The organism is Streptomyces caelestis (assembly GCF_014205255.1).
GTDB lineage: Bacteria > Actinomycetota > Actinomycetes > Streptomycetales > Streptomycetaceae > Streptomyces > Streptomyces caelestis.
In genome coordinates, this window is record NZ_JACHNE010000001.1 from 8,236,496 (window position 1) to 8,260,489 (window position 23,994).

The 23,994-nt window shown below is 70.0% G+C and carries 16 protein-coding genes; 13 read left to right on the forward strand and 3 right to left on the reverse strand.

Features of this window, described 5'->3' with window-relative positions:
• Positions 1–6: 6 nt before the first annotated feature.
• The gene (locus HDA41_RS37325; protein WP_184994062.1) at positions 7–753 is read right to left on the reverse strand and encodes an IclR family transcriptional regulator; all 747 of its coding nucleotides are present in this window, start codon (positions 751–753) and stop codon (positions 7–9) included.
• A gap of 208 nt (positions 754–961) precedes the next feature.
• Here HDA41_RS37325 and betA point away from each other — a divergent pair, with 208 nt between their 5' ends.
• The 11 genes from betA to HDA41_RS37380 all read left to right on the forward strand — a co-directional run bounded on the left by betA (position 962) and on the right by HDA41_RS37380 (position 18,512).
• Entirely contained in the window at positions 962–2,620 is a 1,659-nt protein-coding gene (gene betA / locus HDA41_RS37330; RefSeq protein ID WP_184991985.1) for a choline dehydrogenase, read from the forward strand.
• 195 nt (positions 2,621–2,815) lie between these two features.
• Positions 2,816–4,285: an aldehyde dehydrogenase family protein gene (locus tag HDA41_RS37335; RefSeq protein WP_184991987.1), complete on the forward strand. Its 1,470-nt coding sequence runs from the start codon at positions 2,816–2,818 to the stop codon at positions 4,283–4,285.
• A 20-nt stretch (positions 4,286–4,305) separates the two neighbouring features.
• Positions 4,306–5,394 (forward strand): quaternary amine ABC transporter ATP-binding protein, encoded by a 1,089-nt coding sequence (locus HDA41_RS37340; protein WP_184991989.1) that lies wholly within the window; start codon positions 4,306–4,308, stop codon positions 5,392–5,394.
• Positions 5,394–7,394, forward strand: a complete 2,001-nt coding sequence (locus HDA41_RS37345) for an ABC transporter permease (protein ID WP_184991991.1) — start codon at positions 5,394–5,396, stop codon at positions 7,392–7,394. Before HDA41_RS37340 ends, HDA41_RS37345 begins: the two co-directional genes overlap by 1 nt.
• A gap of 13 nt (positions 7,395–7,407) precedes the next feature.
• Complete coding sequence (locus HDA41_RS37350) at positions 7,408–8,370, forward strand: ABC transporter substrate-binding protein (RefSeq protein WP_184991993.1); 963 nt, start codon at positions 7,408–7,410, stop codon at positions 8,368–8,370.
• A 227-nt stretch (positions 8,371–8,597) separates the two neighbouring features.
• Positions 8,598–11,036 carry a GcvT family protein gene (locus HDA41_RS37355; protein WP_184991995.1) on the forward strand — a complete coding sequence of 813 codons (2,439 nt, stop codon included), beginning with the start codon at positions 8,598–8,600 and terminating at the stop codon, positions 11,034–11,036.
• A gap of 116 nt (positions 11,037–11,152) precedes the next feature.
• Positions 11,153–12,013, forward strand: a complete 861-nt coding sequence (locus HDA41_RS37360; protein ID WP_184991997.1) for a bifunctional methylenetetrahydrofolate dehydrogenase/methenyltetrahydrofolate cyclohydrolase — start codon at positions 11,153–11,155, stop codon at positions 12,011–12,013.
• Positions 12,010–13,293: a serine hydroxymethyltransferase gene (glyA, locus tag HDA41_RS37365; RefSeq protein WP_221511690.1), complete on the forward strand. Its 1,284-nt coding sequence runs from the start codon at positions 12,010–12,012 to the stop codon at positions 13,291–13,293. The genes HDA41_RS37360 and glyA overlap by 4 nt, the downstream gene beginning before the upstream one ends.
• A complete protein-coding gene (locus tag HDA41_RS37370; RefSeq protein ID WP_184991999.1) occupies positions 13,290–14,522 on the forward strand; it encodes a sarcosine oxidase subunit beta family protein in 1,233 nt (410 codons plus the stop codon). Before glyA ends, HDA41_RS37370 begins: the two co-directional genes overlap by 4 nt.
• 20 nt (positions 14,523–14,542) lie before the next feature.
• On the forward strand, positions 14,543–17,914 hold the full coding sequence (locus tag HDA41_RS37375) for a sarcosine oxidase subunit alpha family protein (RefSeq protein ID WP_184992001.1): 3,372 nt from the start codon (positions 14,543–14,545) through the stop codon (positions 17,912–17,914).
• Complete coding sequence (locus HDA41_RS37380; protein WP_184992003.1) at positions 17,907–18,512, forward strand: sarcosine oxidase subunit gamma; 606 nt, start codon at positions 17,907–17,909, stop codon at positions 18,510–18,512. The genes HDA41_RS37375 and HDA41_RS37380 overlap by 8 nt, the downstream gene beginning before the upstream one ends.
• Before the next feature lie 108 nt (positions 18,513–18,620).
• On the opposite strand, the gene HDA41_RS37385 is transcribed toward HDA41_RS37380, so the two are convergent.
• Positions 18,621–19,412 (reverse strand): IclR family transcriptional regulator, encoded by a 792-nt coding sequence (locus tag HDA41_RS37385; RefSeq protein ID WP_184992005.1) that lies wholly within the window; start codon positions 19,410–19,412, stop codon positions 18,621–18,623.
• A gap of 54 nt (positions 19,413–19,466) precedes the next feature.
• Positions 19,467–20,339 (reverse strand): formyltetrahydrofolate deformylase, encoded by an 873-nt coding sequence (purU, locus tag HDA41_RS37390; protein WP_184992007.1) that lies wholly within the window; start codon positions 20,337–20,339, stop codon positions 19,467–19,469.
• Positions 20,340–20,531: 192 nt separating this feature from the next.
• On the opposite strand from purU, the gene HDA41_RS37395 reads away from it, so the two are divergent.
• Positions 20,532–21,674 (forward strand): aromatic ring-hydroxylating oxygenase subunit alpha, encoded by a 1,143-nt coding sequence (locus HDA41_RS37395; RefSeq protein ID WP_184992009.1) that lies wholly within the window; start codon positions 20,532–20,534, stop codon positions 21,672–21,674.
• Positions 21,675–21,677: 3 nt separating this feature from the next.
• Positions 21,678–23,972: an FdhF/YdeP family oxidoreductase gene (locus tag HDA41_RS37400; protein WP_184992011.1), complete on the forward strand. Its 2,295-nt coding sequence runs from the start codon at positions 21,678–21,680 to the stop codon at positions 23,970–23,972.
• Positions 23,973–23,994: the final 22 nt, after the last annotated feature.

Sequence of the window (23,994 nt, forward strand, 5' to 3'; positions counted from 1 at the left end):
GCGGGCTCAGCCCAGGTAGCCCATGCGATGGCTGATCTCGTCCGCGCCCTTGACCAGCACCGGTGCCAGCTCGTGCATACGGTCCTCAGTGAGCCGGTATGCCGGTCCGGAGGCGCTGAGTGCCGCGATGACCTCTCCGTCCCTGTTGCGGACCGGGGCGGCCATGGCGTGCAGTCCGATCTCGAACTCCTCCAGGGTCCAGGAGTAGCCACGCTCGAGCGCCTCGGCGAGGTTCTTCTCGAGCTTGGTCTTCGCTGTCAGGGTACGGGGGGTCACCTTCTTCAGGCCGACCGCCGACAGCAGCGCCGCACGCTCCTTCGCCGGCATGTGGGCCAGCAGGATCTTGCCGCTGGAGGTGGCGTGCAGCGGCGTCAGCTGGCCGACCCAGTTGAACGCCGTGACGGCACCCGGACCGCGCACCTGGTACAGGTTGATCGCGTACTGCTCCTGCATCACGGCGAGGTTCACGGTCTCGCCGATCTCCTCGGCGAGACGCTCGCACACCGGGCGGCTCTGCTGGGTGATGTCGATGCGGCCGGTGACCGCGCCGGCGAGGCGGACGATGCCGAAACCGAGCCGATACTTGCCGCGCTCGCCTGCCTGCTCCACCAGGCCGCGCACCTCCAGGGCGCCGAGCAGCCGGAACGCGGTGGACTTGTGGACATCGATCTCAGCGGCCACCTCACTGACACCGGCCTCGCCGCGCCGGGCCAGGATCTCCAGCACGGTGATGGCGCGGTCGACGGATTGCACCCCACCGGTCGGCACACTTGTCGTTTCGGTATCTGCAGGGTAGTTGCTCACGACGCAACTATACGGGCGATCAACATAGCCGACAGCGGTGCAGGTCACGGGCTTGGCGCAGACTCTCAGAAGTTGCGTTGTTCGCAACCTGGTGCGCATAGAGATACAGGTACTAGCATGCCGCGCATTCTCAACGGCGCGAGCGAGACGAGGCCCCATGGCTCCCTTGCAGTACGACTTCGTCATCGTCGGTGGTGGATCGGCCGGCAGTGCACTGGCCAACCGGCTCTCCGCGGACCCGGGCAACCAGGTGCTGGTCCTGGAGGCGGGCAGACCCGACTACCCCTGGGATGTCTTCATTCACATGCCCGCGGCCCTGACCTACCCGATCGGCAGCCGGTTCTACGACTGGAAGTACGAGTCCGAACCGGAGCCCCACATGGGCGGCCGGCGCGTCTACCACGCGCGAGGCAAGGTACTGGGCGGTTCCAGCAGCATCAACGGCATGATCTTCCAGCGCGGCAACCCCATGGACTACGAGCGCTGGGCGGCCGACCCGGGCATGAAGACCTGGGACTACGCGCACTGCCTGCCGTACTTCCGGCGGATGGAGAACTGCCTCGCCGCCGACCCGGACGACGAGTTCCGCGGTCACGACGGTCCACTCGTCCTGGAACGCGGCCCGGGGGACAATCCGCTCTTCAAGGCCTTCCTGAAGGCCACCGAGGAGGCGGGCCACGCTCCCACCGACGACGTGAACGGCTATCGGCAGGAAGGTTTCGCCAGATTCGACCGCAACGTCCACCGCGGCCGCCGCCTGTCGGCCTCCAAGGCCTATCTCAAGCCCGCCCGAAAGCGCCCCAACCTCACGATCAAGACACGCAGCCTGGTCACCCGCGTGCTCTTCGAAGGCAAGCGGGCCGTCGGCGTCGAGTACCGGCGTGGCCGCGGCAGACCCCAGCCGGTGCGTGCCCGCGAAGTCATCCTGTGCGGAGGCGCGATCAACTCCCCGCAGCTGCTCCAGCTCTCGGGCGTCGGCAACGCCGAGGAACTGCGCGCGCTCGGCATCGACGTCGTACACGATCTGCCGGGTGTCGGCGAGAACCTCCAGGACCACCTGGAGGTGTACATCCAGTACGCCTGCAAGCAGCCCGTCTCCATGCAGCCCTACCTCGCGAAGTGGCGGGCCCCCTTCATCGGCCTGCAGTGGCTGTTCCGCACGGGCCCCGCCGCGACCAACCACTTCGAAGCGGGCGGCTTCGTCCGCGGCAACGAGGACGTGCCCTACCCCAACCTGATGTTCCACTTCCTGCCCATCGCGGTCCGCTACGACGGCTCCGTGCCCGCCGGTGGACACGGCTATCAGGTGCACGTCGGGCCCATGTACTCCGACGCCATCGGCTCGGTGAAGATCAAGAGCAAGGACCCGGCCGAGCACCCCGCGCTGCGCTTCAACTACCTGTCCACCGAGCAGGACCGCCGCGAGTGGGTCGAGGCCGTCAGGGTCGCCCGTGAGCTGCTCAACCAGCCCGCCATGGCCCCGTACAACGCCGGGGAGGTCTCGCCCGGACCGTCGGTCGAGACCGACGAGGAGATCCTCGCCTGGGTCGCCAAGGACGGCGAGACCGCGCTGCATCCGTCCTGCACCTGCAAGATGGGCACCGACGAGATGGCCGTCGTGGACCCGGCCAGCATGCGGGTGCACGGGGTGGAGGGGCTGCGTGTCGTCGACGCGTCGGTGATGCCGTACATCACCAACGGCAACATCTACGCGCCGGTGATGATGATCGCGGAGAAGGCGGCCGACCTCATCCTCGGAAGGGAGCCGCTGCCGCCGTCCAGCGCCGCGTATTACCGGCACCGCTCCCTGCCGTAACCAGCGGTTTTCAGACAGTCGGCAGGCCCGGAGGCGAGGCGTTCCGGGCCGGTCGGCGTAGCCTCCCCGTGGCTGTCTCCTTGGCGAAACCGTCATCGGTCACCCCCTTGACGTGGGGTGCAGCCTTCTACAGAGTGTTCCACCACAAGCAATGCGGTGCACGATGCGCAACGCGATCCGCTCGAAGGGCCCGACGTGGCAGACCTGTACGTGGACGGAAAATGGCGGGATCCCGTGGCCGGCGGCCACCGGGACATCCGCTGCCCCGCCGACGGCACGCTCTCCGTGACCGTGTCCGAAGGTACCCGTCCGGACACCGAGGCGGCCATCGCCGCGGCCCGCCGGGCCTTCGACGAAGGGCCCTGGCCGCGCACCTCCGAGCGCGAGCGCGGCGCGCTCCTCCTGCGCACCGCCGACCTCCTCGAACGCGACGCCGACGCGTTCGCCCGCGCCGAATCGCTGGACACCGGCAAACGGCTGGTGGAGAGCGCGTACGACATCGCCGATGTCGTCTCCTGCTTCCGCTACTACGGAGGGCTCGGCGGCACGGACGCCGGCCGGGTGATCGACACCGGCCGTGACGACGCCGTCAGCCGCGTCGTGTACGAGCCGATCGGCGTGTGCGGGCTGATCACCCCCTGGAACTACCCGTTGCTCCAGGCGAGTTGGAAGGTCGCACCCGCTCTCCTCGCGGGCAACACGATCGTCCTCAAGCCCAGTGAGCTCACCCCCTCGACGTCCATCCTGCTGATGAAGGCGCTGGAGGAGGCCGGGCTCCCGGCCGGTGCCGCCAACCTCGTCCTGGGGACCGGTCCCGAGGTGGGCGCACCGCTCGCCGAGGACCCCGCCGTCGACCTGGTCTCCTTCACCGGCGGTCTGGACACCGGCAGACGCATCATGGCCACCGCCGCCGCGACCGTGAAGAAGGTCGCGCTGGAACTCGGCGGCAAGAACCCCAACGTCGTCTTCGCCGACGCGGACTTCGAGACGGCCGTGGACTTCGCGCTCACGGCCGTCTTCCTGCATTCGGGCCAGGTCTGCTCGGCCGGTGCCCGGCTGATCGTCGAGGACTCGTTGCACGACCGGTTCGTCGACGAGGTGGTCCGCCGCGCCCGGCGGATCCGGCTCGGCGGCCCCTTCGATCCGCGGGCCGAGACCGGCCCGCTGATCTCCGCGCAGCACCTGGCGAAGGTCGAGGCGTACGTCGCGGCCGGGCTCGCCGAGGGCGCCGTCCTGCGCTGCGGTGGCGAACGCCCCGACGACCCGGCCCTGGCGGACGGCCACTACTACCCGCCCACCGTGCTCGACGAGTGCGGTCAGGGCATGCGGGTGGTGCACGAGGAGTCCTTCGGGCCCGTGCTCACCGTGGAGCGCTTCACCGGCGAGGAGGACGCCGTACGCATCGCCAACGACACCGAGTACGGACTCGCCGGCGCCGTCTGGACGCAGGACGCCGGGAAGGCTCAGCGGGTCGCCCGCCGGCTGCGTCACGGCACGGTGTGGATCAACGACTATCACCCCTATGTGCCGCAGGCGGAATGGGGTGGGTTCGGGTACTCCGGCGTGGGCCGGGAGCTGGGCCCGACCGGCCTGGACGAGTACCGGGAATCCAAACACATCTGGCAGAACATCCAACCCCGGCCGCAGCACTGGTTCCGCGGCTGAATGCCGAAAAGAGGTCGAACATGACCCCAGCAACGACCGAGGTGCCGCAGCGGCGCGGCACTCCCCAGGACTCGGCACCCGACCCGGTCATATCCGTACGCGAGCTGTGGAAGGTGTTCGGGCCGAAGGCGGGCCAGGTGCCGGGCTCCGAGGAACTGCGCGGGCTCACCCGCCGCGAACTGATGGACCGCACCGGATGCACCGCCGCCGTGCGCGACGTGGACTTCGACGTCGCGCCCGGCGAGGTGTTCGTCGTCATGGGTCTGTCCGGCTCCGGCAAGTCCACCCTGGTGCGCTGTCTGACCCGGCTCATCGAACCCACCGCCGGCGAGATCCTCTTCGAGGGCGAGAACATCCGCGACGCGGACGCGGGCCGCCTGCGCGAACTGCGCCGCAGCAAGTTCTCCATGGTGTTCCAGCACTTCGGGCTGCTGCCGCACCGCCGGGTCGTCGAGAACGTGGCGTTCGGGCTGGAGATCCGCGGCATGAGCCGGGCCGAGCGCACGAGACGGGCGCTGGAGGTCGTCGAACTCGTCGGGCTCTCGGGGTACGAGAGCTCCTACCCCGACCAGCTCTCCGGCGGTATGCAGCAACGCGTGGGCCTCGCCCGCGCACTGGCCGGCGACCCGGACGTACTCCTCTTCGACGAGCCGTTCTCCGCGCTCGACCCGCTGATCCGCCGTGACATGCAGAACGAGGTCGTCCGGCTGCATCACGAGGTCGGCAAGACGATGGTGTTCATCACCCACGATCTGTCGGAGGCGCTGCGGCTGGGCGATCGCATCCTCATCATGCGCGACGGCAGGATGGTCCAGTGCGGCACCGGCGACGAACTGGTCGGGGCCCCCGCCGACGACTACGTACGCGACTTCGTCAGGGACGTGCCCCGCGGTGACGTGCTGACCCTGCGGTGGATCATGCGCCCGGCGGAGCCCGGCGACCCCCTGGACGGTCCCGAGCTCGGCCCGGGCGTCGTGGTGAAGGAGGCCACGCGGGCGGTGCTCGCGGCCGAGAAGCCGGTCAAGGTCGTGGAGGACGGCAAGCTGCTCGGCATCGTCGGCGACGAGGAGATCCTCGCGGTGGTCGCCGGGCAGGAAGGCGACGCGTGATGACCGTCGCGATCGAGAAGCCGGAGAAGACCGGGACCGTGAAGCCGCCCGCTCCCGCCCGGCGCGTGCGCAGGGTCAACCGCGGCGTGGTGGTGGCCGCGATCGTGCTCGTCTGGCTGGTGCTCTTCGCCGTGCTGCGAGGCAAGCAGACCCTGGCCCTCGCGGCGGCCGACCTGACCGATCTGCACCGGTGGTGCAACGACGTCAACGACTCGATCGGAGCGAACCGCAACTCCAACCCGCTCTTCCTCTACTTCTTCAACGAGATCCGCGTGGTCATCGACTCCCTGGTGACCTTCGTCCAGGAGCTGATCTCGCAGCCGACCGCGGGCCGCCCGGTTCCGCAGATCGGCTGGCTCGGTGTCGTCGGCGTCGTCGGCTACGCCTCCTGGGCCCTGGGCAACTGGCGGGTCGCACTGCTGGCCGTGGCCGGCTTCACCTTCCTCGGCCTGCAAGGGCTCTGGCAGGAGAGCATGGACACCCTGGCGCTGACCCTCTCCGCGGTCTTCGTGGCGCTGCTGTTCGCCATCCCGCTGGGCGTGTGGGCCGGGCTGTCGGACCGGGTCAACCGGATCGTGACGCCGTTCCTGGACTTCATGCAGACGATGCCGACCTTCGTCTACCTGGCGCCGCTGACCCTGTTCTTCCTGATCGGTCCCGCCTCCGCCACGATCGCCACCACGATCTACGCGGCACCACCGGCGATCCGCATCACCGCGCACGCCATCCGCTCCGTACCGGAGACCACGGTCGAGGCGGCGAACTCGCTGGGCGCGACGCGGCGGCAGGCCCTGCTCAAGGTCCTGCTGCCGATGTCCAAGCGGACCGTGGTGATGGGCGTCAACCAGACCATCATGGCCGCCCTGGCCATGGTGACCATCGCGGCCCTGATCGACGCGCCAGGCCTCGGCAAGACCGTCATACAGGCCCTGCAGTCGCTCGACGTCGGCACGGCCTTCAACGCCGGTCTGGCCATCGTCGTCCTGGCCATCGTGCTGGACCGGGTCACCACCGCGGCGAGCGGACGGGCGGAGACGGCCCGGGGCTCGGACAGCCCGTTCCTCAAGTGGCGGCGGCAGCTGCTCGCGGCAGGCGCGGTGGTGGCGGCGGTGCTGGTGTATCTGTCGCACATGTACGTGTGGGCGGCCGAGTTCCCCGGCGAGGGCGGCATCGGCAGCGGCATCGCCAGGACGGCGGCCGATGTGACCACCTGGGCACAGGACAATCTGTCGGGCCTGACCAACGCCTTCCGCGACGCCCTCACCAACGGCCTGCTCAATCCGTTCCAGACCCTGCTGACCGACTCCCCGTGGTGGCTCGTCGGCGCCGCCCTCGTCGCGGTCGGCACGGTGCTCGGCGGCTGGCGCGCCGGGGCCACCACCGCCGTGTGCGTGGGCCTGCTGGTCGGTACCGGTGTCTGGTCGGACGCCATGACGACGCTGGCGTCCACCGCGGTGGCGACGGTGCTGGTGATGCTGCTCGGCGTCGTCCTCGGTGTGTGGATGGGCCGCAGCGCGCTCGTGGACCGGCTGCTGAGGCCCTCCCTGGACGCGGCCCAGGTCATGCCGCCGTTCGTCTACCTCGTGCCGTTCCTCGCGCTGTTCGGCGCGACACGGTTCACGGCCATCGTCGCCGCCGTCGTCTACGCGGCGCCGGTCGCCATCAAGATCATCGCCGACGGGGTGCGGGCCGTGCCCGAGACCACCGTCGAGGCGGCGACGTCCACCGGGTGCAACACCTGGCAGATCATCACCAAGGTCCAACTGCCCATGTCGCGGGGCGCCCTGACCCTCGCGACCAACCAGGGCCTGATCTACGTGCTGTCCATGGTCGTCGTGGGCGGCCTGGTGGGCGCGGGTGCCCTCGGCTACGACGTCGTGGCCGGGTTCTCGCAGGGACAGCTGTACGGCAAGGGACTCGCGGCCGGGCTGGCCATCGTCCTGCTCGGAGTCATGTTCGACCGGATCACTCAGGCAGCGGCTCGCCGCGCCGGCGCATAAGGAGCACCACACCATGGCACGACACTTCAGAGCCGGCGCGGCCGGCCTGGCCGTCCTCGGCCTCACCCTCACGGCCTGCGGCGGCGCGAAGGTCGGCGACGACACCGCCGCCGGCTCGGGCAGCTCGGGCAAGTGCGGCACCTTCAACCTCGCGATCAACCCCTGGGTGGGCTACGAGGCGAACGCGGCGGTCCTCGCCTACGTCGCCGAGCACGACCTCGGCTGCAAGGTCGAGCAGAAGGACCTGAAGGAGGAGATCGCCTGGCAGGGCTTCGGGACGGGCGAGGTCGACGCCGTCGTCGAGAACTGGGGTCACGACGACCTGAAGAAGAAGTACATCACCCAGCAGAAGACCGCCGTCGACGCGGGCCCGACCGGCAACGAGGGCCTCATCGGCTGGTACGTGCCGCCGTGGCTGGCCAAGGCGCACCCGGACATCCTGGACTGGAAGAACCTGAACAAGTACGCGTCGAAGTTCAAGACCTCGGAGTCGGGCGGAAAGGGGCAGCTCCTCGACGGCGACCCCTCGTACGTCACCAACGACGAGGCGCTGGTGAAGAACCTCAAGCTGGACTTCAAGGTGGTGTACGCGGGCAGCGAGACCGCGCTCATCCAGGCGTACCGCAACGCCGAGAAGAACAAGGAATGGGTGATCGGCTACTTCTACGAGCCGCAGTGGTTCCTGTCCGAGGTGCCGTTGAAGAAGGTCAGCCTGCCCGAGTACAAGGAAGGCTGCGACGCCGACGCCGAGAAGGTCGCCTGCGACTACCCGGTGTACAAACTCGACAAGATCGTCAGCGCCAAGTTCGCCAAGTCGGGCAGCCCGGCCTATGACCTGGTGAAGAACTTCACCTGGACGAACGACGACCAGAACACCGTCGCCAAGTACATCGCGGTGGACAAGATGGCGCCCGAGGCGGCGGCGAAGAAGTGGGTCGAGGCCAACCGCGACAAGGTCGACGCCTGGATCAAGTAGGGCGCACGACTGTCCTGGTGAACCCCGCCGGAAAGGCCCGGCAGGCTGCGTCGTCAGCCTGCCGGGCCTCGTCGTTTTCCGGTGGTTCCTCCCCGCCGCCCGCAGGGGTTTTTCCGGCCGCGCGGACCCCTTGACACGCCTGTCCACGGCGGGCACATTGAGTTGCGCAACCTGAACCCTGTTGCGCACACAGCAACTGGATCGCTTTCAACGTCGGAGGTGCGGCGATGGCGGGACCCCGGGTGGTCATCATCGGAGCGGGCGTCGTGGGAGCGGCGCTCGCCGATGAGATCTCCGCGCGAGGCTGGACCGAAGTGACCGTGGTCGACCAGGGCCCGCTGCCCGCCACCGGGGGATCGTCGTCGCACGCCCCGGGCCTGGTCTTCCAGACCAACCCCTCCAAGACCATGACCGAGATGGCCCGTTACACCGTCGAGAAGTTCTGCTCGCTCGACGTGGACGGTCAGCCCTGCTTCCTCCAGGTCGGCGGCCTGGAGGTGGCGACGAGTCCGGAGCGCGTCAGGGAACTGCAGCGACGCCACGGCTGGCTCGCCTCCTGGGGCATCGAGTCCCGGCTGCTGAGCACCGAGGAGTGCGTCGCACAGCACCCGCTCGTCAGCCCGGACAAGGTCCTCGCCGGCCTCCTCGTGCCCACGGACGGACTCGCGAAGGCGGTCCTCGCCGTCGAGGCGCAGATCCGCCGGGCCACCGAGCGCGGTGTGCGCTTCCTCGCCCGTCACGAAGTCCTCGACGTACCAAGGTCCGACGGCGAGGTGACCGGCGTCCTCACCGACCAGGGCGAGATCCCCGCCGACATCGTCGTGTGCTGCGCCGGAATCTGGGGCCCGAAGATCGCCCGCATGGTCGGCATGAACCTCCCCCTCACGCCGCTCGGCCACCAACTCGCCTGGACGGGCCCGGTACCGGCTCTGGCGGGCCAGACGCAGGAGGCGGTCCGCCCGATCCTGCGCCACCAGGACGCCGACCTCTACTACCGCGACCGCTTCGACGGCCTGGGCATCGGCTACTACGGCCACCGCCCGATGCCGATCTCGGCCGACGACATCCTCTCCGTGGACGAGGCCGAGGAGATGCCGTCCGTCCTGAAGTTCACCGAGGAGGACTTCGAGGAGGCCTGGAGCGAAACCCAGTCGCTGCTCCCCGCGACCAAGGACGCCAAGGTCGAGGAGGGCATCAACGGCCTGTTCTCCTTCACCACCGACGGCCTGCCGCTGCTCGGCGAATCCCCGGACGTCAAGGGCTTCTGGGTCGCCGAGGCCGTCTGGGTCACCCACTCCGCGGGCGTCGGACGGGCCATGGCCGAGTGGCTGGTCGACGGCTACTGCTCCTCGTTCGACCTGCACGAGTGCGACGTCAACCGCTTCGAACCGCACCAGCTCTCGCCGGAGTACGTCCTGGCCCGCGACTGCCAGAACTTCGTCGAGGTCTACGACATCCTCCACCCCCTCCAGCCGTCGGGAGACCCGCGCCCGATCCGCACGAGCCCGTTCCACGCCCGCCAGCAGGAGCTGGGCGCCTTCTTCCTGGAGGCGAACGGCTGGGAGCGCCCCCAGTGGTACGAGGCCAACGCGGGCCTGGTCGAAGGCCGTTCCATCGTCACGCCCAACGACTGGGCCGCGCGGTACTGGTCGCCCATCGTCGCCGCCGAGGCCCAGACCACCCGCGAGACCGTCGCGATGTACGACATGACGGCCCTCAAGCGACTGGAGGTCAGCGGGCGCGGTGCCGGCGAGTTCCTGGAGCGGCTGTGCACCGGCAAGGTCGCCAAGTCCGTCGGCTCGGTGACGTACACCCTGCTCCTCGACCACGACGGCGGCATCCGCAGCGACATCACCGTCGCCCGGCTGGCCCCCGACCTCTTCCAGGTCGGCGCCAACGGCAACCTGGACCTCGACTGGTTCACCCGTCACCTCCCCGCCGACGGCACGGTCCAGGTCCGCGACATCACCCCCGGCACCTGCTGCATCGGCCTGTGGGGCCCGCGCGCCCGCGACGTCCTCCAGCCGCTCACCGACGCCGACTTCTCGGCGAGTGGCCTGAAGTACTTCCGGGCCAAGCGCGCCCACATCGGCTCCGTCCCCGTCACCGCGATGCGGCTGAGTTATGTCGGTGAGCTCGGCTGGGAGCTGTACACCACCGCCGACCTGGGCGGGAAGCTGTGGGACACCCTGTGGCAGGCGGCCGAGCCGCTCGGCGGCATCGCGGCCGGGCGAGGCGCCTTCAACAGCCTCCGCCTGGAGAAGGGCTACCGCTCCTTCGGCACGGACATGACCTACGAGCACGACCCCTACGAGGCCGGTGTCGGATTCGCCGTCAAGCTCGACAAGGACGACTTCATCGGCAAGGCGGCGCTGGAGCGGCGTAAGGCGGATGTGCGGCGGAAGCTCACCTGTCTCACGATCGACGACCCGCGGGCGGTCGTGATGGGCAAGGAGCCGGTGTACGACGGCGACTGCGCCGTCGGGTACGTCACGAGTGCCGCGTACGGCTACACGATCGGCAAGGGGATCGCCTATGCGTGGCTGCCGGCGGAGCTGGCCGCTCCGGGGACGGTTGTGCATATCGGCTACTTCGACCAGAGCGTCGAGGCAGTCGTGGCCGAAGAGCCGCTGTTCGATCCGGCCATGTCCCGTCTTCGTGGCTGAGTTTTCGTCTGCGGCTTCGTTGTGGCTGGTCGCGCCCCGCGGCGGAGCCGCTGACCGACACAGCCCCGCGCCCCTTGAGGGGGCGTTCAGCCACAGCTCGTTGGAAGGAACTCCAGGTGACTGCACACATCCTTGACGGCAAGGCCACTGCCGCCACCATCCGCCGCGAACTCGCCGAGCGCGTGGCCAAGTTGACCGTCACCACGGGCCGTGCACCGGGCCTGGGCACCGTCCTGGTCGGCGACGACCCCGGCAGCCACGCCTACGTCGGAGGCAAGCACCGCGACTGCGCCCAGGTGGGCATCGCGTCCATCCGCCGGGAGCTGCCCGCCGACGCCTCGCAGCAGCAGGTCGAGGAGACGATCGACGAACTCAACGCCGACCCTGCCTGCACCGGCTACATCGTCCAGCTCCCGCTGCCGCGCCACCTCGACGCGGGCGCCGTACTGGAACGCATGGACCCGGCCAAGGACGCCGACGGACTGCACCCCGTCAACCTCGGCCGGCTCGTCCTCGGAGTCGAGGCCCCGCTGCCGTGCACCCCGCGCGGCATCGTCGAACTGCTCCGCCGCCACGACGTGCCCCTCGCCGGAGCGCGGGTGTGCGTGATCGGCCGGGGCATCACCGTCGGACGGCCCATCGGACTCCTCCTCACCCGCAGGTCCGAGAACGCCACCGTCACCCTCTGCCACACCGGCACCAAGGGCCTGGCCTGGCACGTACGCGAGGCGGACATCGTCGTCGCGGCCGCCGGCTCGCCCGGACTGATCACCAAGGACATGCTGCGCCCCGGCGCGGCCGTCCTCGATGTCGGCATCACCCGCACCGGCCAAGGACTGGTGGGTGACATCCACCCGGACGCCGCCCAGGTCGCCGGATGGCTGGCGCCGATGCCCGGGGGCGTGGGTCCCATGACCCGGGCCATGCTGCTCGCCAATGTCGTCGAGGCCGCCGAGAGGAACGCGAACACCGTATGAACGCGCTGAACACCCCCCTGGCGGAGCTGGACCCCGAGGTCCACGCCGCGCTCCGCGCCGAACTGCACCGCCAGCAGTCCACCCTGGAGATGATCGCCTCCGAGAACTTCGCGCCCTCCGCCGTGATGGAGGCCCAGGGCTCGGTCGCGACCAACAAGTACGCCGAGGGTTATCCGGGCCGCCGCTACTACGGTGGCTGCGAGCACGTCGACGTCACCGAACGGCTGGCCATCGAGCGGATCAAGTCCCTCTTCGGCGCGGGCTTCGCCAACGTGCAGCCGCACTCGGGCGCCCAGGCGAACACCGCCGTCTTCTTCGCCCTGCTCCAGCCGGGCGACACGGTCCTCGGTCTCGACCTCGCGCACGGCGGGCACCTCACCCACGGCATGCGCCTCAATTACAGCGGCAAGATGCTCAACGTGGTGCCGTACCACGTGTCCGAGGCGGACAACCTCGTCGACATGGACGAGGTCGAGCAGCTCGCCAAGGAGCACCGCCCCAAGATGATCATCGCGGGCTGGTCGGCGTATCCGAGGCAGCTCGACTTCGCGGCCTTCCGCCGGATCGCCGACGAGGTGGGCGCCCTGCTCATGGTCGACATGGCGCACTTCGCGGGACTGGTGGCGGCGGGCCTGCACCCCAGCCCCGTACCGCACGCCCACGTCACGACCACCACGACCCACAAGACACTCGGCGGCCCGCGCGGCGGCGTCATCCTCACCAACGAGGCCGACCTCGCCAAGAAGATCAACTCTGCGGTGTTCCCCGGTATGCAGGGCGGCCCCCTGGAGCACGTCATCGCCGCGAAGGCGGTGTCGTTCAAGGTCGCCGCGTCACCGGAGTTCGCCGAACGCCAGGCCCGCACGCTCGCCGGTTCCCGCATCCTCGCCGAACGGCTCACCCGGCCCGACGCGGCGGCGGCCGGGGTGAAGGTCCTGACCGGAGGCACGGACGTCCACCTGGTCCTGGTCGACCTGCGCGACTCGGCGCTCGACGGCCGGAAGGCCGAGGATTTGCTCCACGAGATCGGCATCACCGTCAACCGCAACGCCGTGCCCTTCGACCCGCGCCCGCCCATGGTCACCTCGGGCCTGCGCATCGGAACCCCGGCCCTGGCCACCCGCGGCTTCACCGAGACGGACTTCGCCGAGGTCGCGGACGTGATCGCACTCGCCCTCCAGCCGCAGCCGGACGTGCCCGTCCTGCGCGCCCGCACGGAGGCCCTGGCCGCCAAGCACCCGCTCTACCCCCACCTGTCCGAAGACGGAGACGCCCGATGAGCCCCCGCACCCCCGGCGCCGAGCTCCCCGAACACCCCGACTGGCTCTGGCGCAACCCCGAGCCGAAACGCTCGTACGACGTCGTCGTCGTGGGCGGCGGGGGCCACGGTCTGGCCACCGCCCACTACCTGGCGAAGAACCACGGCATCACCAACGTCGCCGTGCTGGAGAAGGGCTGGCTGGCGGGCGGCAACATGGCCCGCAACACCACGATCATCCGCTCCAACTACCTGTGGGACGAGAGCGCCGGCATCTACGAGCACGCGCTCAAGCTGTGGGAGGGACTGGCGGACGAGCTCGACTACCCGATCCTCTTCTCCCAGCGTGGCGTACTGAACCTCGCCCACAGCCTCCAGGACGTCCGCGACAGCGTGCGCCGCGTCGAGGCCAACCGCCTCAACGGCGTGGACGCCGAGTGGCTCGACGCGGACGGCGTCAAGGAAGTCTGCCCGATCGTCAACATCTCCCCCGACGTGCGCTATCCGGTCCTGGGCGCGACTTACCAGCCGCGCGCGGGCATCGCCAAGCACGACCACGTGGCGTGGGGCCTGGCCCGCTCCGCCGACGCCGCCGGGATCGACATCATCCAGAACTGCGAGGTCACCGGCCTCGACGTCGTCGGCAACCGGGTGGTGGGAGTCCAGACCACCCGCGGCCCGATCGCGGCGGGCAAGGTCGCGCTCTGCTCGGCGGGCCACACCTCGGTCCTGGCGGCCATGGCGGGCGTCGAACTCCCCGTCCAGAGCCACCCCCTGCAGGCCCTGGTGTCGGAGCTGCTGGAGCCGGTGCACCCGACGGTCGTCATGTCCAACGCGGTCCACGTGTACGTCAGCCAGGCCCACAAGGGCGAGCTGGTGATGGGCGCGGGCATCGACGCGTACAACTCCTACACCCAGCGCGGCGCCTTCCACATCATCGAAGAGCAGATGTCGGCGGCCCTGGAGCTCTTCCCGGTCTTCGCCCGCGCCCACGTCCTGCGCACCTGGGGCGGCATCGTCGACGTCAGCCCCGACGCCTCACCGATCATCGGCCTCAGCCCGGTCGACAACCTCTACCTCAACTGCGGCTGGGGAACCGGCGGTTTCAAGGCCACCCCGGGCGTGGGCTGGGTCTACGCCCACACCATCGCCCACGACACACCGCATCCGCTGAACGCCCCCTTCTCGCTCGACCGTTTCACCACCGGCGCGCTCGTCGACGAGCACGGCGCGGCCGCGGTCGCCCACTAGGACCATCAGGGAGCCGACCCATGCTGCTGATCCCCTGCCCGTGGTGCGGGCCCCGCGACGAGGCCGAGTTCCACTACGGCGGCCAGGCCCATGTGCCGTACCCGCAGGACCCGTCCTCCCTCACCGACGAGGAGTGGGCCCGCTACCTCTTCTTCCGCGACAACCCGAGGGGCCCCTTCGCCGAGCGCTGGAGCCATGCGGCGGGCTGCCGTCGCTGGTTCAACGCGGTGCGGGACACGTCCACGAACGAGATCCTGACGGTTTATCGGGCGGGGGAGGAGCGCCCGGAAACGGTTGGACCACGTAGGAGTACTCTCGACGCGCGTCCGGCCACTTTTCAGCCGACTCCGGCACCACCAGCCCCTCCGGCGCTTGAGGACGAGGCCGTTCAGGCCGAAGCGGGGTCCGGGGCGGCAGCCCCGGTGGGGGTGCAGGGGGCGAAGCCCCCGCGGGGGTCCGGGGGCACAGCCCCCAGTGGAGTCGAAGGGGCGGAGCCCCTTCAGGATGATGGGGGTCCCCCCTGCTCGAGCGAAGCCGAGAGCGTGGGGGAGGGTAGGGGCGGCGGGGGCGAGGAAACCCAGCCGTTCCGCCACCCCACCCGCGGCCGAATCCACCGCGACACCCTGATCACCTTCACCTTCGACGGCACCGAATACCAGGGCTACGAGGGCGACACCCTCGCGTCCGCCCTCCTCGCCAACGGCGTGATCCAGACCGGCACCAGCATCAAGCTGGGCCGCCCGCGGGGCATCTTCTCGGCCGGCGCGGAGGAGCCCAACGCCGTCATCCAGATCGAGGCCCCCTTCCCCGAGCCCATGCTCCCCGCCACCACCGTCGAGCTCTACGACGGCCTCGTCGCGACCAGCCTCCCCGGCCAGGGCCGCCTCGCCACCGACCCGGACCCGGCCCGCTACGACGCCGTACACACCCACTGCGACCTCCTCGTCGTGGGCGCGGGCCCGGCCGGACTCGCGGCAGCGGAAGCCGCCGCCCGATCAGGTGCCCGCGTCATCCTCGCCGACGACCAGCCGGAACCCGGCGGCAGCCTCCTCGGCACCGGCGAACACCTCGACTGGGCGACCGAGACGACCGCCCGGCTCGACGCCGCACCCGACGTCCATGTCCTGCGCCGCACCACCGTCTTCGGCTACTACGACGACAACCACCTCCTCGCCGTGGAGCGCCGCACGAACCACCTCGGCGCACAGGCCCCCGAGAACGTCTCCCGCGAACGCGTCTGGCGCATCCGCGCCCGCCGCGTCGTCCTCGCCACCGGCGCCCACGAACGCTCGCTGGCCTTCGCGGACAACGACCGCCCCGGCGTGATGCTGGCCGCCTCGGCCCGCACCTACGTCAACAAGTACGCGGTCCTGCCCGGCCGCCACGCGGTGGTCTTCACCACCAACGACAGCGCCTACGCGGCGGCCCTGGACCTCGCGGCGGCGGGCGTGGCCATCGAGGCCGTCGTCGACACCCGCACCGAGCCGGGGGAGTGGGCGACGCGCGCCCGCCAGGCAGGCATCGAGGTGCTGACGGGACACGCCGTCACCGCCACGGAAGGCGACCCCCGGCTCACCTCCGTGACCGTCGCCCCGTACGGACAGTCCGTGGCACATCGGGAGTTCGCCGCCGACCTGCTCCTGGTCTCCGGCGGCTGGAACCCGGTGGCGCACCTGTTCAGCCAGGCGGGAGGCAAGCTCCGCTACGACGAGGAACTCGGCACCTTCCTTCCCGACACCTGCCGCCAGGCCGTCGAGGTCGCGGGCGGCGCGAGCGGCGTCTTCGACCTGGTGCGCGTTCTCGCCCAGGGGGCCGCCGCGGGCGCCCGCGCGATCGAGGCCGAGGGCTACACCCCGGGGGAGGTCCAGCTGCCACGGGCGGCCCCGCCGCCGCAGACGCCTCCCATGCGGGTCTTCACCGTCCCGGGCCGGGAAGGCGCCCCGCGCTTCGTCGACCTGCAACGCGACGTCACCGTCGACGACCTGGCCCGGGCGACCGGTGCCGGCATGCGCTCCGTCGAGCACACCAAGCGCTACACCACGGCCGGCACGGCGAACGACCAGGGCAAGACCTCCGGCGTCCTGGCCAGCGGCGTCGTCGCCGAACTGCTCGGCGTGGACATCTCCGCGCTCGGCACCACCACCTTCCGGCCGCCGTACACCCCGGTCTCCTTCGCCGCTCTCGCCGGCCGCGACCGTGGCGCCCTGCTCGACCCGATCCGCACCACCGCCCTGCACGGGTGGCATGTCGCGCACGGCGCCCTCTTCGAGAACGTCGGCCAGTGGAAGCGGCCCTGGTACTACCCGCAGGACGGCGAGGACATGGAGACGGCCGTGCTGCGCGAGTGCGCCGCCGCCCGTGAGGGCGTCGCCTTCATGGACGCCTCCACCCTCGGCAAGATCGACGTCCAGGGCCCGGACGCCGGCGTCTTCCTCGACCTGCTCTACACCAACATGATGAGCACCCTGAAGGTCGGCATGATCCGCTACGGCGTGATGTGCCGCCCGGACGGAATGGTCTTCGACGACGGCACGGTGATCCGCCTCGAACAGGACCGCTACCTGGTCACCACCACGACGGGCAACGCCGCCGCCGTGCTGGACTGGATGGAGGAGTGGCTCCAGACGGAGTGGCCCGAACTGCGTGTTCACTGCGTATCGGTGACCGAGCAGTGGGCCACCGTCGCCCTGGTCGGCCCGCGCTCCCGCGAGGTCCTCGGCTCGCTCGCGCCCCGACTCGCCGTCGCGAACGAGGACTTCCCGTTCATGGCGTGGCGCGAGACGACCGTCGCCGGCATCGACGCGCGAGTCTGCCGGATCAGCTTCTCCGGCGAACTCGCCTATGAGATCAACGTGTCACCGTGGGAGGCTCTCGCCCTGTGGGAGGCGCTGTACGAGGCCGGCGCCCCGTACGGCATCACCCCGTACGGCACGGAGGCCATGCACGTCCTGCGCGCGGAGAAGGGCTATCCGATCGTCGGCCAGGACACCGACGGCACCGTGACGCCGCAGGACCTCGGCATGAGCTGGGTGGTGTCGAAGAAGAAGCGGGACTTCATCGGCAAGCGGTCCCACGCCCGTGCCGGCACCGCCCGCGCCGACCGCAAGCACCTGGTCGGGCTGCTTCCGGAGGACCCGGGCACGTTCCTCCCCGAAGGCACGCACCTGGTCGCCGTCAGTGTGCTGCCGGCGCCGCCCGTCCCGATGCTCGGCCACGTCACGTCCAGCTACCGCAGCGCGGCCCTCGGCCGGACCTTCGCCCTCGCGCTCGTCAAGGGCGGCCGGGACCGCATCGGTGAGCGACTCTATGCCCCCGTGGGCGACCGGCTGGTCCCGGTGACCGTCGCGAGCCCCGTCCTCTACGACCCCGAGGGAGCCCGCCGCGATGGCTGACACCGCCGTTACCACCCCGCTCCGCAGCCCCCTGTCGCATGCCGCCGACCGGCTGGCTGCCGCGACCCGCACCTCCGGGGGCGCGATCCGGCTGGCGGAACTGCCCTTCCTGACCCAGATCGATGTGCGTCTCGACCCCAAGGGAGCGGCGGCGGACGCCGTGGGGCTGGCACTGGGCCTCCGGCTCCCCGTCGAACCCGACACCGTCGTCCGCGCCGGGGAGCTGACCGCCCTGTGGCTCGGCCCCGACGAATGGCTCGTGGTGGGCCCGCCGGGCACTCAACTGGACCTGGAGAGCCGGATCCGTGAGGCCGCGGGCGACGAGCCCGTGTCCGTCATCGATGTCTCGGCTCAGCGCACCACGCTCCTCGTCGCGGGTCCCCGGGCCCGCGACGTGCTGGCCCACGGCTGCTCGCTGGATCTTCACCCGCGGGTCTTCGGCCCGGGTCGCTGCGCCCAGACGAACCTGGGCCGCACCCAGGTCGTCCTGGTCGCCCGTGACGACCCCAGGGCCGGGTTCTGGGTGCTGGTCCGTTCGTCCTTCGCCGGCTACCTGACGGACTGGCTGCTGGACGCGGCTGTGGAGTGGACGGGCTGACGCGGGCAGCGTGCAAGCGGCGGTCGGTGATCCGGACACCGGATCACCGACCGCCGCTTGCCATGAGGGCCCTGTCCTGGGCAGCGACCGAGTCGGGCCTTGCGGGTCTCAGCCCGCATAGCCGAGACGGCGGCTGAGCTCGTCCGCTCCCGAGACCAGCAGCGGCGCGAGTTCGTGCATGCGCTCCTCGGTCAGCCGGAAGGCCGGCCCCGACGCGCTGAGAGCGGCGACGACCTCGCCTTCGTCGGAACGCACGGGAGCGGACAGGGCGTTGAGGCCCTCCTCGTATTCCTCCAGCGTGATGGCGTAGCCCTGCTCACGGGTTTGGGACAGGTCCGCCTCCAGCTTCTTCCTGGAGGTTACCGTGCGCGGTGTCAGACGGGGGAGGCCGACCTCGGCGAGGAGCTCGTCGCGGGCCTCGCGGTCGAGGTGGGCCAGGAGGACCTTGCCGCTCGACGTGCAGTGCAGTGGAGTCAGCCGTCCCACCCAGTTCTGCGCGGCGATGGCCGACGAGCCGCGTACCTGGTAGAGGTTGATCGCGTGGTGGGACTCGAGCACGGCGATGTTCAGCGTCTCGCCCACATCGTCGACGAGACGCTCGCAGATCCCGCGCCCGTGTCTGGTGACGGCGATGCGGCCCGTCACGGCGCCGGCCAGGCGCACGACACCGAAGCCGAGACGGTACTTTCCGCGTTCGCTCTCCTGCTCGACCATCCCATGCGCTTCCAGCGCGCCGAGCAGACGGAAGGCGGTGGACTTGTGGACATCGATCGCCGCGGCCACTTCACTCACGCCCGCCTCGCCCTGCTGGGCGAGGATCTCCAGCACGGCGACAGCACGGTCAACGGACTGCACTCCGCCACTGGGAGCGCCTGCGGACTCAGCACCGTGGTTGCTCATGGCGAAACCCTAGGTGAAATGGTCAACAGGTGTGAGGGGTGGAGCTCATTTTCCTCAGCGGAAGACGACCGTACGGTTGCCGTTGACCATGATGCGGCTCTGGCTGTGCCATTCCACCGCCCGTGCCAGGACCTGCGCCTCGACGTCGCGTCCCAGGGCGACCATGCTGTCGGGCCCCTGTGAGTGGTTCACACGGATGACGTCCTGCTCGATGATGGGTCCCTCGTCGAGGTCCGGGGTGACGTAGTGGGCTGTCGCTCCGACGAGCTTGACGCCCCGCTCATAGGCCTGGACGTAGGGGCGGGCGCCCTTGAAGCTCGGCAGGAACGAGTGGTGGATGTTGATCGCCCGGCCCTCGAGCTGCTTGCACAGGTCGTTCGACAGGATCTGCATGTAGCGGGCGAGGACCACCAGGTCGATGTCCAGCTCGTCGACGAGCTCCAGCAGCCGCGCCTCCGCCTCCGGCTTCGTCTCCCGGGTGACGGGCACGTGGTGGAAGGGGATCCCGTAGCTCTCGGCGAGCGGCTCGAAGTCCCGGTGGTTGGAGACGATCGCCGGCACCTCGATGTTCAACGCGCCGGTGCGCCAGCGAAAGAGCAGGTCGTTCAGGCAGTGCCCGAACCTCGACACCATGATCAGCGTGCGCGTCGGCGTCGACGCCTCGTACAGCTGCCAGGAGATCCGGTACGCCTCCGCGACCTGGGCGAAGCCGGACCTCAGGCTTTCCAGCGACGTGCCCGGGTCCGAGACGTCGAAGTGCACCCGCATGAAGAAGCGGTCCTGCAGCCGGTCGTCGAACTGCTGGCTCTCCTGGATGTTGCCGGAGTGCCGGACCAGGAAGCCCGTGACCGCATGGACGAGGCCCGAGCGGTCGGGGCACGACAGGGTGAGGACGAACTCGCGGCCGGTTGTGGGTCCAAGTGACACGGAGCCCTCCCAGAGGAAGTGCGTATTACGCAACAGGCTGGCTGATACGCAACATGGTCCAGGCTGTGACGGTCTGGGGTCAAGGGCTTGACAGTGCTTCGGGTGGACTGCACCGTGAGTTGCGTAGCAAGAAGCTCGTTGCACATGAGGCAACCACTCGCCCGCCCGAGGCGCTTCACTCCGAGGTGAACCATGACTACGACCGGCCTGCCGGAGAGCCTGATCGCGACCCTCCCCGGTGACCACTACACGGACCCGGAGATCTTCCGCCTGGAGCAGGAACACATCTTTGAGTCCATGTGGTTCTGCGCGGCACGCTCGTCGGAACTGGCGAAGCCGGGCGCCTTCCGGACCGTGGACGTCGGGCGGGAGAGCGTCCTGCTGACCCGGTCGCGGGACGGCTCCGTCCGGGCCTTCTTCAACGTGTGCCGACACCGGGGCGCGAAGCTGTGCACGCAGGAGTCCGGAGAGGTGAAGCGGGCCTTCCAGTGCCCGTACCACGCCTGGACGTACGACCTCAACGGCAAGCTCGTGGCGGCCCCGAACCTGACGAAGATGCCGGACGTCGGCCGCACCGAGTACGGCCTGGCGAGCGTGGCGGTACGCGAGTGGCTGGGCTATGTCTGGGTGTGCCTGGCCGAGAACCCGCCCTCGTTCGAGCAGTCGGTGATCGCGGACGTGGTAGCGCGCCTGGGCGACGTGGAGTCCATCGAGCGGTACGACGTCGAGAGCCTGGAGGTCGGCCGGCGGATCGTCTACGACGTCAAGGCCAACTGGAAGCTGATCATCGAGAACTTCATGGAGTGTTACCACTGCGCGACCATCCACCCCGAGCTGACCGAGGTCCTCCCGGAGTTCGCCGACGGCTACGCGGCGCAGTTCTACGTGGGACACGGCGCCGAGTTCGGCTCGGACGTCCAGGGCTTCACCGTGGACGGCTCGGAGGGCCTGGACCGTATCCCCACGGTCTCCGAGGAGCAGGACCGCCGGTACTACGCGATCACGGTGCGTCCGCAGGTGTTCATCAACCTCGTCCCCGACCACGTGATCTTCCACCGGATGTTCCCTGTGGCGGTCGACCGCACGATCGTGGAGTGCGACTGGCTGTACCTGAAGGGCGTGGTGGCAGGCGGCCGGGACGTCAGCCGGTCGGTCGAGCTGTTCGACCGCGTCAACCGGCAGGACTTCGACGCCTGTGAGCGCTGCCAGCCCGCGATGAGCTCCCGGCTGTACGCCAAGGGCGGCGTCCTCGTGCCCAGCGAGCACCACATCGGCGAGTTCCACGACTGGGTCCAGGACCGCCTCGGCACCCGCGCGACCCTCGCGGAGCGCTAGGCGATGACCCGTAAGGCACCTGCCGAGGACCCCGGTGACTCCCGTCTGCGGGTGGGCCCGCCGAAGGACCACGCCGCGGGCGTTCCCGCGGTCATGTCCTCGCTGCGCCACGCCCACGCCCAGATGGGCGTCCGCCGCAGCCTGCTGACCCTGCTGAGCGTCAACCAGAAGACGGGATTCGACTGCCCGGGTTGCGCCTGGCCCGAGCCCGAGCACCGGCACCGTGCCGAGTTCTGCGAGAACGGCGCCAAAGCGGTGGCCGAGGAGGCGACCCTGCGCCGGGTCGGCCCCGGCTTCTTCGCCGAGCACACCCTGGCGGAGCTGGCCGGACGCAGCGACTACTGGCTCGGCCAGCAGGGCCGCCTCACCCACCCCATGTACCGCGCCGCGGGCAGCGACCGGTACCGGCAGATCTCCTGGGACGAGGCGTTCGCCGTCATCGCCCGGGAGCTGGGCGCTCTCGACTCACCCGACCAGGCCGCCTTCTACACCTCCGGCCGGGCGAGCAACGAGGCCGCCTTCGTCTACCAGCTGTTCGTCCGGCTCCTCGGCACCAACAACCTGCCCGACTGCTCCAACATGTGCCACGAGTCGAGCGGCTCCGCCCTGACCGAGACCATCGGCATCGGCAAGGGCAGCGTCCGGCTGGAGGACCTGTACGAGGCCGACCTGATCCTCGTCGTCGGGCAGAACCCGGGTACCAACCACCCCCGGATGCTCTCGGCGCTCGAGACCGCCAAGGGCAGGGGGGCCCGCGTCATCTCGGTCAACCCCCTGCCCGAGGCGGGCCTGTCGCGTTTCAGGAACCCCCAGCGGCCCTCCGGCGTACTGGGGGCGGGAACCCAGCTCTCCGACCGGTTCCTGCAGATCAGGCTCGGCGGCGACCAGGCTCTCTTCCAGGCCTTCAACCGCATGCTCCTGGAGGCGGAGGACGACGCTCCCGGCACGGTCCTCGACCGTGACTTCATCGCCGCGCACACCCACGGCTTCGAGGAGTTCGCCGACCAGGCCCGCAAGACGTCGTGGGACGACGTCCTGGAGGCGACCGGCCTGTCGGAGCGGGAGATCCGGGAGGCGTTCCAGGAGGTGGTGTCCGCCCGGAAGATCGTCGTGTGCTGGGCCATGGGCCTCACCCAGCACCGCCACTCCGTGCCGACGATCCGCGAGGTCGTCAACTTCCTGCTGCTGCGCGGCAACATCGGACGCCCGGGCGCCGGCCTGTGCCCCGTGCGCGGGCACTCCAACGTCCAGGGCGACCGGACCATGGGCATCCACGAGAAGCCGGACGCCGCCTTCCTGGACGCGCTCGGCGCGGAGTTCGGGTTCGTGCCGCCGCGCCACCACGGCCACGACGCGGTGGAGAGCATCCGGGCCATGCGGGACGGACAGGTACGGGTCTTCGTCGCGCTCGGCGGCAACTTCGTCTCCGCCGCTCCGGACACCGAACTCACCGAACGAGCTCTGCGCAACTGCGAGCTCACGGTGCAGATCTCCACCAAGCCCAACCGGTCCCACGCGGTGACCGGCCGCCAGGCGCTGATCCTGCCCTGCCTGGGCCGCACCGAAGCCGACCTGCGGCCCGCAGGGGAGCAGCGCGTGACGGTGGAGGACTCCATGGGCATGGTGCACCTCTCGCGCGGCCGGCTGGCGCCCGCCTCCGACGCCTTGCTGAGCGAGGTCGCGATCATCTGCCGGATGGCGAACGCGGCCCTCGACAGCGGTGGTCCGCAGGTGCCCTGGGCCGACTTCGAGGCGGACTACGACCTGATCCGGGACAGGATCGCCCGGGTGATCCCCGGCTTTGAGGACTTCAACGCCCGGGTGCGCCGGCCGGGCGGCTTCGCCCTGCCCCACCCGCCACGCGACGAGAGGCGCTTCCCCACCAGGACCGGACTGGCCAACTTCACCGTCAACCCACTGGAAGTGCTGCGCGTCCCGCGGGGGCGGCTGCTCCTGCAGACCCTCCGTTCGCACGACCAGTACAACACCACCATCTACGGCCTGGACGACCGCTACCGGGGCATCCACCAGGGCCGCAGGGTGCTCTTCGTCCACCCGGACGACCTCGCCGCGCGCGGCCTGACCGAGGGTGATCCGGTCGACATCGTCAGCGAGTTCTCCGACGGGGTCGAGCGCCGGGCACCGGCCTTCCGAACGGTCGCCTACCCCACCCCGCGTGGCTGCTGCGCCGCCTACTTCCCCGAGACCAACGTCCTCGTACCGCTGGACTCCACCGCGGAGGTCAGCAACACGCCGACATCCAAGTCCATCGTGGTCCGGCTGGAACCGGCGCACTGACCGGCAGTCCGGTCAAGCACGC

Coding starts and splice junctions, on each gene's coding strand:
- betA (WP_184991985.1), top strand. CDS start 962: ATGGCTCCCTTGCAGTACGACTTCGTCATCGTCGGTGGTGGATCGGCC.
- HDA41_RS37340 (WP_184991989.1), top strand. CDS start 4,306: ATGACCCCAGCAACGACCGAGGTGCCGCAGCGGCGCGGCACTCCCCAG.
- HDA41_RS37345 (WP_184991991.1), top strand. CDS start 5,394: ATGACCGTCGCGATCGAGAAGCCGGAGAAGACCGGGACCGTGAAGCCG.
- HDA41_RS37350 (WP_184991993.1), top strand. CDS start 7,408: ATGGCACGACACTTCAGAGCCGGCGCGGCCGGCCTGGCCGTCCTCGGC.
- HDA41_RS37355 (WP_184991995.1), top strand. CDS start 8,598: ATGGCGGGACCCCGGGTGGTCATCATCGGAGCGGGCGTCGTGGGAGCG.
- glyA (WP_221511690.1), top strand. CDS start 12,010: ATGAACGCGCTGAACACCCCCCTGGCGGAGCTGGACCCCGAGGTCCAC.
- HDA41_RS37370 (WP_184991999.1), top strand. CDS start 13,290: ATGAGCCCCCGCACCCCCGGCGCCGAGCTCCCCGAACACCCCGACTGG.
- HDA41_RS37375 (WP_184992001.1), top strand. CDS start 14,543: ATGCTGCTGATCCCCTGCCCGTGGTGCGGGCCCCGCGACGAGGCCGAG.
- HDA41_RS37380 (WP_184992003.1), top strand. CDS start 17,907: ATGGCTGACACCGCCGTTACCACCCCGCTCCGCAGCCCCCTGTCGCAT.
- HDA41_RS37385 (WP_184992005.1), bottom strand. CDS start 19,412: ATGAGCAACCACGGTGCTGAGTCCGCAGGCGCTCCCAGTGGCGGAGTG.
- HDA41_RS37395 (WP_184992009.1), top strand. CDS start 20,532: ATGACTACGACCGGCCTGCCGGAGAGCCTGATCGCGACCCTCCCCGGT.
- HDA41_RS37400 (WP_184992011.1), top strand. CDS start 21,678: ATGACCCGTAAGGCACCTGCCGAGGACCCCGGTGACTCCCGTCTGCGG.